Origin of the sequence: Paenibacillus aquistagni (genome assembly GCF_900177815.1) — a bacterium.
Taxonomy (GTDB): domain Bacteria; phylum Bacillota; class Bacilli; order Paenibacillales; family Paenibacillaceae; genus Paenibacillus_B; species Paenibacillus_B aquistagni.
In genome coordinates this window covers 963184-980148 of sequence record NZ_FXAZ01000001.1, presented here as the reverse complement: position 1 = coordinate 980148, position 16965 = coordinate 963184, and the positions used below count along the sequence as shown (strand labels likewise).

The window sequence follows — 16965 nt, the reverse complement described above, 5'->3', positions numbered from 1 at the left end:
GTCATCTCCCCCTTTCAGTCGCCTGAGCATGCGACATGGATTGAACATGAATCTTCTTCTGGGCTCGCTGCTGCAAATAGACAACCAACAAACCCTTGCGAACGCCAAACGCTAATGAAACCAGGAACAAACTTGATGCCGCAAGGACGATAAACGGCCCCGTCGGCCATCCTTTGCCCAATGTGCTGATATACGTTCCCACCATTCCTGCTCCTCCTCCAAACAATCCAGACAGCACAACCATCCAAAGAAAGGAATTGGTCCAGTAACGAGCACTTACGGCAGGTATGATCAAGAGAGCCGACATCAAGATAACGCCAACAGCTTGAATGCCGATTACGATAATAAGCACGAGTACAGCCATGTAGATGCTGTTCATCCAGCGGCTGGATAATCCTAGACCTCTTGCAAAGCCCGGATCAAATAAGAACAGCTTCCATTCCTTGAACCCAATAATAGAAATCAAGAGGACAAGCAAGGCCACTCCTGCCATAATGTAGACATCTTTTCGAACCATAGAAGCCGCCTGACCGAAGATAAAGCTGTCAAGACCGCTTTGGTTGCCGCCTGGCATCCGATTCACGATCGTAAGCAGCATGATGCCAAGACCGAAGAATACCGACAACACAATCCCCATTGCCGCATCTTCCTTCACACGGCTTGAAGAACGAATCCATTGAATAAGCAGTGCTCCAAGCAGCGCACTAGCTGCTGCTCCTGCAATCATAACAGGGAGACTTTTGGTTCCCATAAGGGCAAAGCCGACAACTACACCAGGCAGAGCAGCATGGGACAAAGCATCGCTCATAAGGCTTTGCCGTTTCCAATAAGCGAAGCAGCCCATAATGCCTGCAGCCATACCAAGGATCAAGGTGCTTAGCAGAACCCACTGCGCATTGAAGGACAAAGAAAACATCATCCGAGCTTCTCTCCCATCCAGCGCAGCGTACCGCCGTAGGTGCGATATATATTTTCCTTCGTAAAGGTTTCCTTGGTGGCTCCATGCGCGACGACCGTTCGATTCAACATGAGGACATGATCAAAGTAATCCTCGACGGTTTGCAAATCATGATGAACGACCATCACCGTTCTGCCTTTCTCCTTCAGCACCTTGAGTGTATCCATAATGGCTCTTTCCGTTGCAGCATCAACACCAGCGAGAGGCTCATCTAAGAAGTACAGATCCGCATCCTGCACAAGCGCTCTTGCTAGAAATACCCGCTGCTGCTGCCCGCCTGACAGCTGGCTGATCTGCCGATCCGCAAAGTCTGCCATGCCCATCTGGGATAAAGCAGCAAGCGCCTTTTCTTTGTCACTCTTCTTCGGCCACTTGAACCAGCCGATCTGTCCGTACAGCCCCATCAGCACGACATCAAGCGCATTCGTCGGGAAGTCCCAATCAACGGAACCCCGCTGAGGCACGTAGCCAATGCGTGATTTGGACTTATTGTAGGTCGATCCAAAGAACGAGACGTTTCCTGACAGCTTCGGATGAAGCTCAAGAATCACTTTTAAGAGCGTAGATTTGCCCGCACCATTCGGCCCGACAATACTCGTCATCGTTCCTGGCTTAATATTAAATTGCACGTTGTTCAACACCTGATTTTTCCGATAAGAAGCAGACAGCTCCCTTACCGTCAGTACTGGCATCATGTTAATCATCCTTTCTTGCTGTTATTCTTCAGCTTCCCTTTTGAAGCTGCCACTTTATTTAGCATTCAAGGCATGGTATATCGTCTCAACGTTGTGTCGATACATGCCCAGATACGTTCCTTCTTCCGTGCCAGCAACGCCCATCGCATCGGAGAACAGTTCACCGCCGAGCTTGACATCAAGCCCTTGCTTCTTAGCGCCTTCTATCACCGCATTGATGGAAGCCGGATTGACACTGCTTTCGACGAACACAGCTGGAACCTCGTACTTAACCAGTGTCTGAATCGTATCTTCGATATCAGATAAACCAATCTCATCCTCTGTGCTAAGTCCCTGCAAGCCTACAACTTCAATGTCAAGCATGCGGCCAAAGTAACCAAATGCATCATGAGCCGTTACGAGCACCCGCTTATCCTTAGGTATCTCAGACAACTTGGCTTGAGCTTCGAGCTTTAATTTATCAAGCTCTTCAAAGTACTTCACTTTATTGGCTTCAAAGAAGTCAGCATCTTGGGTGCGTTCCTTCTTCAATGCTTCCGTCGCGTTGTTGATCGCTTCCTTCCACAAGTCAATGTCAAACCAAACGTGAGGATCTGTTGTTCCCTCTTCATCCTTCAAGAGCTTCTCTGGCGCGATGGATTCACTTATCGCAACAACTGTTCTTGTCTTGCTGATCTCGTCAAACACCTTCACCATGTTGGCTTCTAGATGAAGACCGCTGTAGAAGATCATGTCTCCACTTTCGAGCTTCTGGATATCGCCTTGAGAAGCGTTATAGGTATGAGGGTCAATACCAGGTCCCATCAAGCTTTCTACATGAATACGATCCCCGCCGATTACAGACAGCGGCTCAGCAATCTGAGCAATCGTTGTTACCACCGTCAATTTATCCTTTTCGGGCTTGGAGCTTGCACCTTCCTGCTCTTTTGCGCCACATGCGCTTATTACAACCGATAAGGCTAAGGCAAGCACACCAACCACCATCATCTTTTTTCGTACAACTTTCTTTTTCATCTTGCATTCCTCCCCATGTTTTGATTATGTACATATTTTCTGCTCATTATCAAATATTTTTCCCTAGTGCAAAATATGTAGTTAAGAACAACTTAATTTCATCCGCCCATTTTGTCAATACATTTTGAGAAAATAACTTAAAAATAAACCAATGAATAAGGAACTCTTCACTTCACTTTTGCTCAGGGGTAAAAAAGTTTTATTCGGGCAATATAACTTCAACAATCCAAGAAAAGAGCTTATTGGAGGTTGCCATGGTTCTCGTATATGCATTTGCACTTTTAGTAGGAGGCCTGCTCATTATCAATTCTGTTTTTGCTTATCAAAGCAAGCATATTGATCCCGCATTTTGGAACACGATCTGGTATCAAACCAAGCTTCTTCCCGCTTTCTTTGCTGCGAATATCATGATTGGCTATGGGGTTAAGTTCAGCCACAAGGTATTTCACAACTTGACCTTTGCACTTACACTCTCAAAAGGAGTTGAGATTTTTGTATGTGTCGTTATAGGGTATTGGTTCATGAAGGAGGTTCCCAATTGGAAAACATTTGTCGGCCTTGGCTTAGTTGTAGCCGGTTTTTGGATTTCGAAAATGAAGTGAGTGCGGCATAAGGAAAAGTTTGCAGCCGCATGCAAAAAGACACGGATGAACTTGCCTCCGTGTCTTCACAGTTGAACAGCTCAGGATATGCCGCATAAACAGCATTTTATGCATGTATATCTAGGTTGAATCTGCTATCAGCAGCCCTAATTAATTTCGCCTGTCCCCTCCAGTGTTACTTTCACATTCACACGAAATTGCAGCTTCGGATAAATGGATTGCCAGTCCTCCCATTCCTTTTCTCCATCATGCCGCGTTGCCATATAGCGTAATCCAAAGCCCAAGGGATCCAGCTGTTGAGCGCTCATTTTCTCTAGAAGCTGCTTGATTGATCGTTCCAGCGACTGCTCCGCTGCGCGCTCAATCTCGTTCCAGCTCTCATGGAATTGGATGGTGTCCGACTCCTCCGCTATGCCCTTCACCTTCATATCCAGCTGAAGATAGGGGTCGCCATTGGAAGGCGTAACAATCTTAAAATGATACCGCAAATGCTGCACAGACAACGTATATTCAAGCGGATCTTCCTTGACACGAACTTCAAAATTACTTTTTTTCATCAACAATGCCTTGAACATCCGCGTATCATTGGGATCTAGCATTAATTTAACTTGTTCTTTATCAAATAGAGCCGCCTTGTTAATTTCGTACGTATCGCCTCTCACGCGAATAACCGGCATAAACGGATCTTTTCCCTTTTCCAGCAGCCTCTCATAGAAGTCATATAAGTACTCCGTTACAATAAACGAGGACTCTGTTCCTTCATGACCAAAGCTTAAAATAAGTGAATTGCCGGCTAAGCGCTCAGACTGCTGGCTGAGCGATAAAATATCTTTGGCGCTCGGCTGGCCAAGCGCCACATATTCAATTCGCTGAATGCCTCTTCTTCGTATGAACCAATCAAAATGATTCGATATCTGATCTTGGGCCAACGCTTCTCCGATGATGGTTATTTTGGCATGACCAAGGTCCAACTGCTTATCGATTTCTGAACGCAAATACTCTATCGCTTCAGAAATGCTGTCTCCCTCATAATGAATAAGCTGATATTTGGATTGTCCAGGACTGACAAGCGCGGTAGGAATAATCAGCTTTAAGGTAACGTTATACTTCTTTACCTCACCTTTGTCGACACCGATCGCAACAACCAAGAATCGCTTGTCGATATCTTTAAAGCCGCAGCCCGATATATTGATTAACAATAAAAACAACATGATGATCATCAGCTTCTTCATAAGCTTAGCTTGCTCCTTTTGACTGCGGATCCAACTATCCATACAAGAATGACGTCCACAATGAAGCGCGCAAAAAACCAATACTTGGTGAACAAAAATAACTGCTGCTCGTTCATGTAATGTCCACCAGCAAATGCGACAACCGTCATCACCACTACGACCAATTGCTGAATGCGCCTTGTCTTTTTGGGGGAGTAAGCTGCAGAGGCCAATACGCCGTTCATCAGCCATGCTGCAGCACTATACCAGCTTATGGAGATAAAGAGCAACGAAATAATCATGTAGACGGCCAAGTAGATAAACACGCCGCGTTCAATCATGCCATGCTTCAGCTGAATAGAGTCTGCCGTATTCATCCAAATGTAATTGTAATGCTCAACCGCCTGCGTTCCATGTACGCCAAAGGGAATGAAAAAGAAGCCGCAAAATACGATCACGCCGGCAAGCGGAATCATCCAGGCTTCGTGAATAGAGGCCTGCCACTTAGCCGCCTCCTTAAAAACATAAAAGGAAATAAACCCGGTGAAAATAAAGCTGCCCACAAAAATCAACTGCCAGGATGGTGTGATCTTGACATAGTCTGTCAACATTAAGACCGCATCCCAATCGAACATCGTATTGCTGACTGATTTAAACCACAAAAAGAACAAAAGCGGTACACAAAGCAAGATCCAATACTCCATACCGAACATGAGTGCCCGTGACGAACGAAGCGCGCTCCATCCACCTGCAAGCAGAAAGCACAACAGCAGCACATGGATATCCATGGTGGGATTAATGAATCGCATCGTAACAGAAGACATCGTGATCAAGACAAGAGCTCCACCGACATATCCTGTAATGCTCATACACACATGCAGAGGCCAACCAAGGTACGAAGGCACCTGCTTCTTTATAACCTCTAGCACAGTGAGCCCCCTAGATTGCTTCATGCTATGCAAAAACCATATGCTGATTAATGACCCTGTCATCGCAGCGAGGATAATTGCAGGAATAGCTCCAGTAAATCTTGCTTCTATGAAAAAACGAGGAAGATAAACAATAGGCGTAATCAGCATCGCGATTCCGATAAGACCAAGCCGATAGTGGTTCATGAGGTCTCCTTATGCTTATATCCTGTCGCTGATTTCTCACCGACAAACAGCTTGAAATAGGGCTGTCCAAAGCTCTCCATGTTAGCCAAGTACATCGAGAAGCAGAACAATGCAACAATAATCCCTGTAATGCCAAAGAACATGCTGAGCAGAATAAATGGGTACTTCACCACTCTCATGGCGTAGCTCATCGCATTGATCGGAATAACAAAGTTAACAATCGCGACCATTGAGGTCACAATGATCATAATACTGCTGACAAGTCCTGCCTGCTGTGCAGCTTGGCCTAATATCAACCCTCCTACTGTAGTTGCAGCTTGTCCGATATACTTGGGCAGCCGGATGCTCGCTTCAATCAAGGTCTCGATTATAAACATCATAATAAACACTTCGACAAAGGATGGATAAGGTACGGAGGCTCGGCTGCCTGCAATGGATACGGCAAGCTGAACACGGAATATCTCTGGATTGTACGATACGATGGCAATGTACAATGCCGGCAATGTAATGGTAATAAGCAGTGCCATATAACGCAGCAAGACAATAGAATGTGATACAAAGAAGGATTGAGTCGTGTCGTCAACAGCGGAAATAAAATCATAGAACACCGCAGGCGCGATTAAAGCGGATGGTATCCCATCTAGAAGAATCACGACCTTGCCCTGTGCAAGATTCAATGCAATGCGGTCTGGCCGCTCAGTATTCAGCATTAACGGAAACAACCGATATTTCTTCTTCGTCATTAAAGCTTCCAATTGGCCATGCGACTGAATAAGATCGACATCGATACGGCTTAGCTGCTGTTCAATATGAGCGAGAACTTCCGCTTGAACAAGCCCTTCGTGATAGAGCAGAATCAGTTTTGTATTGGATATACGGCCCAATACTTTCTCCTTGGCGGTAAGATCTTTGCTAGGATATCGCTGCCGTATCAGGTTCAGGTTCATATGCAGATTCTCCGTCAAGCAGTAGTGAGGACCTTCAATGGACGCCTCCACTGTTGCCTCTCTCACCTGATCGGTCAACACCTTCAAAGCCTGAAGGACAAACACATGATCCTTCACATAAATAACGATGCATCCACGAAGAAGCTTCTCGACGACTTCGGACACATCATGCACTTCCTCACACCCCAGCTCGGATTGGAGCACCTCTGTGAATGTCTGCTCTTCTGATCGCTTCACAAGCGGAGCAGAGATTCGTTCACGCAGCACCTTTAGATCACATAAGGATTCATAATAGTACACGAGCAGCTCTTCATGTTTATGTTGAAGCCGTGCCGTCTTAAAGTCGCTTGAATCCATCGCTTTTTTTACAGTACGAGAGAGTTCACCTATCGTTATCACAAGCGCCTACCCCTTGTCTGAATCTTCCTGTTGTTAGCACACCATTATTCCCTATGAGGGTACAGTTATTCATTCAGAAGCTTCAAGAATAGCGGCTGTATGCCCAACAACCTGCTGCGATTGAGAAGCTGTACTGTTCTTATTTTTTGGGATAAAGGGATCTGAGCTTAACCATAATAAGACAAAGCAGGGAGGTGCGGACATGACCAATCAAGTAATAGAGCCAATCTCTGAAAAAATGAAGAACCTAGACGAACTCATCTGTTTTTTTAAAAAATCAAGCGATTATCATCACTTCTCCCCAATCCATAAGGAGGATGAGATTGAGATCAGCTATTATCGAACCCTTGTCAATCAAGAAACGCTTAATCAATACGTCATTCCCGTCTTCCAATACGTTGAAGGCAAGCATCCTCAATTAGAGGATCTTATGCGGCATCTGCCTTTCAACGACATGGAGCTTACCACTGATCTTGCAACGATCGAAAAAAAGATCACAGGTGGATTTATTATGATTCGCCTGCTCAAGAATCGTTCCAAAGTGCTTATGGTGAATGTTCGTGACAACAAGAGTGGATATCGGCAAAGCAACGAAACCGACAATGAGTTCAGTGTCATTGGCCCGAAGATCGGGTTCGTCGAGAATCTCGATACCAATATTGGACTAATACGCCATAAGTTGACCGATTCTCGTGCTGTATTTAAGGAAATCACCATAGGCAATATGTCGAAAACACGGGTCTGTCTCTTATATCTCGAAGGAATCACCAATCCGGAATATGTGAACACAGCTATCCAGCGATTAGAGAGCTTTTCACTGGATGTCGTATTCGACAGCTCCTTAGTCGATCAGATTATCTCAGATAATGGCAACTCCCCCTTTCCTCAGTTCCTCTCGACGGAGAGGGTGGATCGTGTTACGTTTGCAGTCATTAATGGACAGGTTGCCATTCTAGCAGACGGATCGCCTTATGTGTTTACAGGACCTTCATCGCTTAATGACTTTTTTATATCTCCAGAAGACTATTATATGCCCTGGGTAGTCGGTTCCTTTTTTCGTATCATTCGCTTGCTGGGCGTCGTCTTCTCACTGTTTGCAAGTGCGATGTATGTTGCGCTTATGACCTATCATTTCGAAGTTATTCCCGATGGATTGATCGGACCCTTGATTAGCGCGCGTGCATTTGTCCCCTTCACTCCGCTGCTTGAGGTCATTTTTTTGGAGATCACCATTGAGGTGCTTAGGGAAGCTGGCGCAAGATTGCCTACGAAGATCGGCTCCACGCTTGGCGTAGTGGGAGGTATCGTGATCGGGCAGGCAGCGGTTGAAGCAGCTTTGACGAGCAATATTCTGCTCATAATAGTCGCGTTATCTGCACTCACCTCTTTTACAACACCGATCTTTAAGATGTCCAATACCGTGCGGCTGCTGCGCTTTCCGATCATTCTCGCTGCTGCATGCTGGGGAGGATTAGGCATTCTGATTATGTTTATTTTGATCTTAGGTCATCTCATGAAGCTGGAATCACTGGGAAGTCCCTACTTAGCCCCTTTCTACCCTACAAGACCCAAGTACTGGGCCGATACCATTATCCGTCCGTCTTACCGATGGACGTGGAAGCGTAACGGAACTATTAGACCGATTCAAGATGTCCGCTATGTGCCGAAGAGTCAGGAGAATCCAGATCATGAAAAATAGTTGTCGCAGAGGGGCATTGCTGCTGCTATGCTTCCTGCTGCTAACGAGCTGTGTTCATAAGACGATCATAGATGAAGTGCAAATCATTAGTGTGCTCGGCTTTGATAAGACAGACAATGGATATCATGGCATCTCCATGTTCGCAGACTATAAAAAGTCTGAGCTAGGAGACAATTTTTTGCTCGAAGCAGATGGCAAGAGAGCACGCATCATTTTATCCAAAATGAGCGATGCTTCTTCAAGGCCTATCTCTATTGCCAAATTGAAAGTTATGATCGTCGGTGAAAGGTTTGCAAGAGAAGGGATCAATCAATTCTCTGAAACCATCTGTATTGACCCCAAAGTGAGCAGCAACGTCTATATGGTGATTTCTGAAGCACCTATGATTGACATTTTCACCATGATACAAGCAAGAGATCCCGAGCATCTGGAGAATTTGTTAACGCAGACGATGGAAAATGGGAATTTCCCAACTGGAAATATGCATTATTACTTAAAAAATTATTTTTCAAAAGGACAAGACAGCTCTCTGCCCATTATAGACGTAGGTCCACAGCAAAGAGTCTCATTTTCAGGATATGGCATTTTTAAACGTGACCAGCTGAAGATGAAGATCAACTACGTTGAATCCTTCCTATTTAAACTGATGCTAGGAGATCATATCTATGGCGTCTACCCTGCCGACATTATGAAAGGAGGCGCAAAAAAAGAAATCGTCTTCCATTGTATGTCAGGCGGACTGAAGCAAAAGTATTATGCTAAGGACCACGTGAGATATGTCGTGAGAGTAAAAGGCTTCTTTCAGGATTATCCTGAAAATATGTTTACCTCGGATAATCAGATGCTCATTCAAGAGCTAGAACATAACTTGGAGCAGCAATTGGACAAGCTCGTCCGTTCGTTTCAAAAGGCAAAGCTTGATCCGATCGGATTTGGCAACTTTGTCAGACAGCATCAACGTGATTGGAATGCAGATACGTTCTATGAGCAGGTATATCCAAATATGAAGGTTGATATTGAAGTGAAGGTCGATATGCAGGAAACGGACCAATCAGGCAAGAATAGCGAAGGGATATGATGATACGTTGCGATATACATTAGACAAAAAAGTAACCATTTATCCGCTGCTCTTCTTCTTTCTGATTCACGGCTCTCAAACTGGCGTAGGCATGCTTAACTTCTCTATGGTGCTGATGAGAGGAGCTGAGCAGGATTCGTGGGTGACCTTGCTCTTATGCGGGATTCTATTCAGCCTTCTATTGCTGATGTTCTTTTATCTTGTGACGCAAGCGCCCAAAGGAGATATTATGTCCCTACATACTTCCATCTTCGGCAAGACGATTGGACGCGTTCTGAACAGTCTATTGTATCTTTATTTCATTATGGTGCTTGTATTTTACTTGCGCACCTACGTTAACATTATTCAAATCTGGGTGTTTCCTTACACGCCGATCTGGCTATGGTGTCTCATCATACTCCTGACGGCCATGTATATGGTTGCAGGCGGGTTTCGTGTTGTGGTGGGCATGAATTTTTGGGGAGTATTGTTTCCAAGCTTGTTGATCCTCATCTTTTTTTATCCGTTCAAATTCGCGTCGCTTACTGAACTGCTGCCTCTGTTTAACCATAATCTAAAAGAGTATTGGATCTCGCTAAAGCTGTCCTTGCCCTTGTTCGCAGGGATTGAGATGTTCCTAGTGTATGCTCCATTTGTCAGCATACATAAACACAACAAGCGGGTCGGAATCGCTGCTATAGTGTATACCACACTGCTCTATGTGCTTATCTTTATATTCTCAGTCGCCTATTTCGATGTTGACTTTCTAAGTATCATCGAATGGCCAACGCTAAAACTATCCAAGACGATCAGTTTTCGTTTGATCGAACGCTTTGAGTATATCTATGTATTTACGTGGCTCATTGTCATCATCGGTCCATTGTGTCTCGCGCTGTGGTCATCATCAAGAATATTCATGCAGGAATATAAGGCCAAATCACATGCCATTGTGTACATCACTACCGGAATCGTCTTTATTCTGTGCAGCTCAATCCAGTCTCCAAAACATTTGGAGCTTCTTGAGCAAATGGTTAATACAACGGTATTGTCTTTTCTATTCATTTATTTGCCGCTGCTGTTTGTCGTTTGCTGGATCAGACAGCAAACGATGAAAAGACACAATAAGAGTCAATCAAACATTGGTTAACATGCGATCTCTCCCTATTATATAAAAAGCCTATCCCCGCCGCACAATTGCAGCAAGGACAGGCTCGTGTGCATCAATTAGAACACCTTAGTTGTCCACGATTCGCAGTTCCAAGTATCCGTAACCACGTCGCGGTAGAATTCTGGTTCGTGTGAGATCAAGAGGATGCTGCCTTTAAAAGCCTTCAGTGCGCGCTTCAATTCGTCCTTAGCATCAACATCCAAATGGTTTGTCGGCTCATCGAGCACCAACAGATTGGTCTCGCGATTGATGAGCTTGCACAGGCGAACCTTCGCCTTTTCCCCACCGCTAAGCACTTGAATCTTGCTCTCAATATGCTTTGTCGTCAATCCGCACTTCGCCAACGCTGCACGTACCTCGAATTGCGTGAAGGCCGGGAATGTCTCCCAGATCTCCTCGATACACGTCTTGTAGTTGCCTTCTTTCATCTCTTGCTCGAAATACCCGATATCGAGGTTGTCTCCAAGCTCGACGCTTCCTTCGAGAGCTGGGATTTCGCCTAAGATGCTGCGCAGCAAGGTCGTCTTCCCGATGCCGTTCGCGCCGACTAAGGCGATCTTCTGTCCGCGTTCCATTCGAAGATCAAGCGGTCTTGATAGTGGGCTGTCATACCCAATGACAAGTCCCGTTGTCTCGAACACAAGCTTCGAGGAGGCTCTTGATTCCTTGAAGTTGAACTGCGGCTTCGGCTTCTCCTTCGCAAGCTCAATGACATCCATCTTATCAAGCTTCTTCTGTCTTGACATCGCCATGTTGCGTGTCGCAACGCTTGCCTTGTTGCGGGCAACGAAGTCCTTCAGCTCCGCAATCTCCTGCTGCTGACGCTTGTACGCTGACTCCAATTGCTGCTTCTTCATCTCGTACACCTGCTGGAACTGATCATAGTCCCCGACGTAGCGTGTGAGCTGTTGATTTTCCATATGGTAAATCAGGTTAATAACGCTATTAAGGAATGGAATATCGTGGGAGATCAGGATAAATGCATTCTCGTACTCTTGCAAATAACGCTTGAGCCATTCAATATGCACTTCATCCAAATAGTTTGTCGGCTCGTCCAAGAGCAGAATATCCGGCTTCTCCAAGAGCAGCTTCGCAAGCAGAATCTTGGTCCGCTGTCCGCCGCTCAAATCCGTAACGTCGCGGTCAAGCCCAATATCCGTTATCCCAAGTCCGCGAGCAGTCTCTTGAATCTTCGCATCAATGAGATAAAAGTCTTGATTCGTAAGCGTATCTTGAATCGTGCCTACCTCCTCAAGCAGCTGCTCAAGCTCCTCAGGACCCACTTCGCCCATCTTGCCATACATATCATTCATTTCCTGCTCAAGATCAAACAGATATTGAAAGGCGCTGCGCAGCACATCCTGAATCGTCTGCCCTTTGGACAGAACTGCATGCTGGTCCAGATAACCGACACGCACCCGCTTCGACCATTCAACCTTGCCATCATCAGGCTGGAGCTTTCCTGTAATGATATTCATAAAGGTGGATTTGCCTTCGCCATTCGCCCCGATGAGTCCAATATGCTCGCCTTTTAGCAGGCGGAAGGATACATCACTGAAGATTGCACGGTCACCAAATCCATGACTTAAACGTTCTACATTTAAAATGCTCATTCATGACACCTTTTCCGTTAGATTTGTACTTGTCCTATTATAATCGGAAGATGACGTGGAACTCAATGTGTCCGATTCTTTTTACTTAAAAAAAGAATATTGACACTGAACCATATAAAGTGATACCATATTCTCCCTGTCTCTTTTTTGACAGTATACATTTCATTATAAAGGAGGGTTATCACTTGATCGAAGTCAACGGAATAAGCAAATCGTTCCTGGTGGCAAAGCGCCCATCAGGCCTGTGGCATGCCGTCAAGTCGGTGTTTCATCGCGAGTACACCACAGTAGAAGCAATCAAGGATATTTCATTTACCATTCCAGCAGGAGAGATTGTGGGCTACATCGGCCCTAATGGTGCAGGCAAGTCCACCACCATTAAGATCATGAGCGGAATTCTTGTACCCGATCATGGAACTTGCAGCATTATGGGCTATACGCCGTGGGAGGATCGTACTCTCTACGTGAAGAACATCGGCGTTGTATTTGGACAACGCACTCAGTTATGGTGGGACGTTCCGGTTATGGACTCCTATGAGCTGCTGCGTGATATTTACAAGATACCTGAACATTCCTACAAGGCGACCTTGGAGTTGTTGATTGAGACGTTGGATCTATCAGAGATCATACATACGCCAGTTCGTCAGCTAAGCCTTGGACAGCGGATGCGCTGTGAGATCGGAGCGTCGCTCCTCCACAGTCCTGACATTTTATTTTTGGATGAACCGACCATCGGGCTTGATGCTGTCTCTAAGATCGCGGTTCGCCAGTTCATCCAGAGAATCAACAAAGAGCGCGGCATCACGATTATTTTAACCACGCATGATATGAATGATATAGAGGCATTGGCAGAGCGTATTCTGTTGATCGGGAAGGGTACCCTTCTATACGATGGCAATATACAAGGGCTAAGAGGCAAGTTTGGCACACGAAGGACCATTACCGCTGAATATCAGGACTATGATCAGCCGCTACACCTCCCTGAAGTGTCCATCTTATCCACTACCGCTAATCGAGCGATCCTCAGTGTAGACACAGAGCTGACCAATGTGTCTGATGTGATCTCGCAGCTGGCCAATCAGGTTCAACTTATGGATGTAACCATTCAAGCACAGCCGATCGAAGATATTATTGTTCAGATGTATAAGGAGTATCAGCTATGAGGTCCTCATGGGCAATACTTAGACTCCGGTTCCAGCTTGGGCTGCAATATCGCGCAGCAGCGCTTGCTGGTTTGGCAACACAGCTTTTCTTTGGCTTTATATTTATTATGGTATTCGAAGCCTTCTACGCTTTTGGACCGAAGGACCCTGGAATGACCTTGGAGCAAGTCATTACCTATTCTTGGCTCAAACAGGCCTTCCTTTCTCTTATGATGTTATGGATAAGAGACAATGAGCTGTTTCAGCTGATTACCTCAGGCAACATCGCCTATGAACTATGCCGTCCCTGCCGCACCTATGATTTCTGGTATGCGAAGCTGCTGGGCCAGCGTCTAGCCAGTGCTGCCCTGCGATGTCTGCCGATTCTGATTATTGTCTTGTTCCTGCCCGCACCATATGGATTAACACCGCCCGCGGATGCTGCTTCATTGTTGCTGTTCTTCATTGCCTTAATGGTAGGTACCTTCATGGTCGTTGCCATCTCGATGCTGATCTACATCTCGGTCTTTGTCACGATGAATCCATCTGGATCGATTCTGCTGTTTGCGGTCTTCTCGGAGTTCTTGGCAGGGTTTATTATCCCTGTTCCGCTTATGCCTGAATGGATGCAGCGTATTGTATATATGCTGCCGTTTCATTACACGGTTGATTTCCCACTTCGAATCTTTACAGGCCACATTCCGAAGATGGAGGCGATTCAAGGCATTGGCATGCAGCTTATCTGGCTGTCTGTGCTGGTGCTTCTTGGCGCTTGGCTCATGAAGAGAATTCTGCGCAAAGTTGTAGTTCAAGGAGGGTAAATGAGATGAGTTTGTACTTTCGATATATGATCATATTGCTGAAGTCCCAGCTTCAATACCGTGCTTCCTTCATCATGCTTACGATTGGACAATGCTTAACGCCATTGACCTCCTTGGCCGCTATGTACTTTTTGTTTGAACGTTTCGGGCAGATTAAGGGCTGGACCTTTCATGAGGTGGCGCTATGCTTTGCTGTGACTCACATCGCCTTTTCCATGACTGAGATATTCGCCAGAGGCTTTGATACGTTTCCAAGCCTGGTACGCGATGGCGAATTCGATCGACTTCTGCTTCGTCCGCGCAGCACAGTGCTTCAAGTGCTCGGCTCCAAGTTCGAATTTACACGGCTGGGCAAATTCGCCTTCAGCGTCGGACTGTTAGCATGGGCCATGATGCAGATGCCAACGCCTTGGACGACTATTAAGCTAATGACGCTTGGGTTCATGATAGCCGGCGGTGTCTTGATCTACTTAAGCATCTTTATGATGGCGGCCACCTTAAGCTTTTGGACCATTCAAGGCATCGAGATTGTGAATGTGCTTACGGATGGCGGTCGAGAGATGACCCAATATCCACTAAGCATCTATCACCAGCGCATTAGGCGCTTCTTTACATTTGTGGTGCCCTTCGCCTGCGTCAATTATTTACCGCTTATGGTGCTTGTGGATCACAAGGAAGCTCAGTCTTGGTATGCGCTCTTGCCGCTCGTCAGTGTGCTGCTTTTGATTCCAAGCATCGGGATATGGCGCTATGGGGTACGCCATTATCGCTCTACAGGATCGTAACGGAGCTTAAGCAATAACATTCGGGGACCTGATATCGATATCACACTATCACTATGACAATCTTATAACCATCTATTGTATAAACGGATAGAAGAACAATAAAAGCGGGGCTTAGAAATCATAATTGACTTCTAGGCCCCTTTGTTGCAGGCATTCTGTTGTGAGCTGATTTATAGCGATTGAAAAAAGACCCAAGCTGCACACAATGATGATGAGATCCGTAAGATGATGAGATCCTTCTCTTCTATATACGTTACAGCTCCTCAAGCCGCTTCATAAAATCATCTTCCGAAATTACTTCATAGCCATGGCGCTTCAATAGTGCGGAGGTGACGCCGTCGCCTGCGAAACGAACGCCGCTGAATTCGCCATTATAAATCATGCTGCTGCCGCAGGATGGACTGTTTTCTTTTAAGACAACAAGCGAAGCATCGAGTTTGCGTACGACATCAAGCGCCTTCTCGGCACCTTCGATATAGGCTGCTGTGACATCCGCACCCTTGCGATCTAAGATTCTGGCGCGGCCATCGAGCACGGCTGCACCATCGCCACCTACAATCTCTGCAGGTTCACGCGGTGTAGGAAGTCCGCCGAGCACTTCTGGGCATACGGTTACCGCCTTCTTTTCGTCTACCAATTGCTTCAGCTTGTCATTCAAGCGATGGGTTGCATTATACCTTACTTCTAACCCTGCCAAGCATGAACTGACTACAATCATGTTATCGCACCTTTCAATGTTTGCAGGCATGCTGTTATCTCTTGCTTCGATTGTTCGAAGGCCGCCTGATCGTCATATTCCACCGCAAATACATAGGTATTCATGATGCACAGCATCAGATGATAGCTCTTTCTTCGCAAGACCGCTTGTGGAGTCCCTTCAAGTGAGTGCCCATAGCCTTGCATGATTGCTTCCCCTTGTCCCCACAGCACGTACTCATATTCAGGATCGGCAAACATCGCTCGGTCGACATCAATAATCGCTGTAATCTTCCACTCTCCATTTACTTGAGCAGCCAGAATATTAGGGTCCCAAAGATCATTGTGCACAAGACTTGGCTGACGCACTTCATCATACGCATCCCTCAAGGAATCGTACACCCGTTCAATCTGTATGAGTTCTTGCTCTCCCACTAACTGATGGTTACGCAAGCGCGCTGTCATTTCTTCGACAAGTCCATACAGGACCTTCGACCAGAGCTCATCTCCTCGCACATCTCCATCTGCAGTCGGCCAACCGAACTTCGCATGCTGAATGGTGTGCATGATCTTGATATAGCCGCCAAGCTGCGCCAAGAGCTTCTCTCTTGCTCCTTCAGGAATGCTGTCGTGGTTCAACGGCACACCTTCCACTCGTTCCATCAAGATGTAGGAACGAGGGATTACGCTCTTGCTGTCATCCATCTTGATGACGCGAGGAACAGGAATCTGCTTCGATTCCAACAGCGAATAGATATAAGGCTCTGCCGCCATCATCGTCTTCTCGAAGTCCATAAGCAGTTCTGGCTTAATAGGTGCTACCCGCAGTACATACTGCTTATCATCCTTTATCTTCAACAGATAGGTTGTATTAAACAATCCCCCGCTTAGCAGCGAATACGTCCAGCTGTCCTCACTAGCAGCGAGATGTGCGCTCCGAACGACTGCCTCGACCTCCTCATGCAGGAGTTCCTTGTAAATGTTTGATGTCTGGTTCATGATTAGACTCCTTGTCGTATCATCATCTTTGCTGCACCTATTGT

The 16965-nt window shown here is 46.1% G+C and carries 16 protein-coding genes; 7 read left to right on the top strand and 9 right to left on the bottom strand.

The window, feature by feature from the left end:
* Nucleotide 1: 1 nt before the first annotated feature.
* The 3 genes from B9Y93_RS04490 to B9Y93_RS04480 are packed head-to-tail and all read right to left on the bottom strand — an operon-like array spanning nt 2 to nt 2667.
* On the bottom strand, nt 2–919 hold the full coding sequence (locus B9Y93_RS04490; protein ID WP_085493127.1) for a metal ABC transporter permease: 918 nt from the start codon (nt 917–919) through the stop codon (nt 2–4).
* Entirely contained in the window at nt 916–1650 is a 735-nt protein-coding gene (locus B9Y93_RS04485) for a metal ABC transporter ATP-binding protein (RefSeq protein WP_085493965.1), read from the bottom strand. The genes B9Y93_RS04490 and B9Y93_RS04485 overlap by 4 nt, the downstream gene beginning before the upstream one ends.
* 57 nt (nt 1651–1707) lie before the next feature.
* Entirely contained in the window at nt 1708–2667 is a 960-nt protein-coding gene (locus B9Y93_RS04480) for a metal ABC transporter solute-binding protein, Zn/Mn family (protein ID WP_085493126.1), read from the bottom strand.
* A 254-nt stretch (nt 2668–2921) separates the two neighbouring features.
* Here B9Y93_RS04480 and B9Y93_RS04475 point away from each other — a divergent pair, with 254 nt between their 5' ends.
* Nucleotides 2922–3269, top strand: a complete 348-nt coding sequence (locus B9Y93_RS04475; RefSeq protein ID WP_085493125.1) for a hypothetical protein — start codon at nt 2922–2924, stop codon at nt 3267–3269.
* Nucleotides 3270–3415: 146 nt separating this feature from the next.
* Here B9Y93_RS04475 and B9Y93_RS04470 read toward each other — a convergent pair whose 3' ends face one another.
* From B9Y93_RS04470 to B9Y93_RS04460, 3 genes are read right to left on the bottom strand one after another with little or no spacing between them, the layout of a single operon-like run.
* Nucleotides 3416–4501 (bottom strand): Ger(x)C family spore germination protein, encoded by a 1086-nt coding sequence (locus B9Y93_RS04470; RefSeq protein WP_085493124.1) that lies wholly within the window; start codon nt 4499–4501, stop codon nt 3416–3418.
* A complete protein-coding gene (locus tag B9Y93_RS04465) occupies nt 4498–5595 on the bottom strand; it encodes a hypothetical protein (RefSeq protein WP_085493123.1) in 1098 nt (365 codons plus the stop codon). Before B9Y93_RS04465 ends, B9Y93_RS04470 begins: the two co-directional genes overlap by 4 nt.
* The gene (locus B9Y93_RS04460; protein WP_085493122.1) at nt 5592–6941 is read right to left on the bottom strand and encodes a spore germination protein; all 1350 of its coding nucleotides are present in this window, start codon (nt 6939–6941) and stop codon (nt 5592–5594) included. Before B9Y93_RS04460 ends, B9Y93_RS04465 begins: the two co-directional genes overlap by 4 nt.
* A 202-nt stretch (nt 6942–7143) precedes the next feature.
* Here B9Y93_RS04460 and B9Y93_RS04455 point away from each other — a divergent pair, with 202 nt between their 5' ends.
* From B9Y93_RS04455 to B9Y93_RS04445, 3 genes are read left to right on the top strand one after another with little or no spacing between them, the layout of a single operon-like run.
* Nucleotides 7144–8640, top strand: a complete 1497-nt coding sequence (locus tag B9Y93_RS04455) for a spore germination protein (RefSeq protein WP_085493121.1) — start codon at nt 7144–7146, stop codon at nt 8638–8640.
* Nucleotides 8630–9718 carry a Ger(x)C family spore germination protein gene (locus tag B9Y93_RS04450; protein WP_176228839.1) on the top strand — a complete coding sequence of 363 codons (1089 nt, stop codon included), beginning with the start codon at nt 8630–8632 and terminating at the stop codon, nt 9716–9718. The genes B9Y93_RS04455 and B9Y93_RS04450 overlap by 11 nt, the downstream gene beginning before the upstream one ends.
* A 7-nt stretch (nt 9719–9725) precedes the next feature.
* A complete protein-coding gene (locus B9Y93_RS04445) occupies nt 9726–10844 on the top strand; it encodes a GerAB/ArcD/ProY family transporter (protein ID WP_176228838.1) in 1119 nt (372 codons plus the stop codon).
* Nucleotides 10845–10921: 77 nt separating this feature from the next.
* Here the strand turns inward: B9Y93_RS04445 and B9Y93_RS04440 are convergent, their stop codons facing one another.
* Nucleotides 10922–12478: an ABC-F family ATP-binding cassette domain-containing protein gene (locus tag B9Y93_RS04440; RefSeq protein ID WP_085493118.1), complete on the bottom strand. Its 1557-nt coding sequence runs from the start codon at nt 12476–12478 to the stop codon at nt 10922–10924.
* A 185-nt stretch (nt 12479–12663) separates the two neighbouring features.
* Between B9Y93_RS04440 and B9Y93_RS04435 the strand changes: the two genes are divergently transcribed.
* Genes B9Y93_RS04435 through B9Y93_RS04425 form a run of 3 tightly spaced genes read left to right on the top strand, consistent with a single transcriptional unit; the run spans nt 12664 to nt 15226 of the window.
* Nucleotides 12664–13641, top strand: coding sequence for an ABC transporter ATP-binding protein (locus B9Y93_RS04435; RefSeq protein ID WP_085493117.1), 978 nt, complete (start codon nt 12664–12666; stop codon nt 13639–13641).
* Complete coding sequence (locus B9Y93_RS04430; protein ID WP_085493116.1) at nt 13638–14441, top strand: ABC transporter permease; 804 nt, start codon at nt 13638–13640, stop codon at nt 14439–14441. The genes B9Y93_RS04435 and B9Y93_RS04430 overlap by 4 nt, the downstream gene beginning before the upstream one ends.
* 5 nt (nt 14442–14446) lie before the next feature.
* A complete protein-coding gene (locus tag B9Y93_RS04425; protein ID WP_085493115.1) occupies nt 14447–15226 on the top strand; it encodes an ABC transporter permease in 780 nt (259 codons plus the stop codon).
* A gap of 253 nt (nt 15227–15479) precedes the next feature.
* Here B9Y93_RS04425 and B9Y93_RS04420 read toward each other — a convergent pair whose 3' ends face one another.
* Both B9Y93_RS04420 and B9Y93_RS04415 read right to left on the bottom strand, forming a co-directional pair.
* Nucleotides 15480–15944: a 2-thiouracil desulfurase family protein gene (locus tag B9Y93_RS04420; RefSeq protein WP_085493114.1), complete on the bottom strand. Its 465-nt coding sequence runs from the start codon at nt 15942–15944 to the stop codon at nt 15480–15482.
* Nucleotides 15941–16921, bottom strand: coding sequence for a phosphotransferase family protein (locus B9Y93_RS04415; protein ID WP_176228837.1), 981 nt, complete (start codon nt 16919–16921; stop codon nt 15941–15943). Before B9Y93_RS04415 ends, B9Y93_RS04420 begins: the two co-directional genes overlap by 4 nt.
* Between the last annotated feature and the right edge of the window lie 44 nt (nt 16922–16965).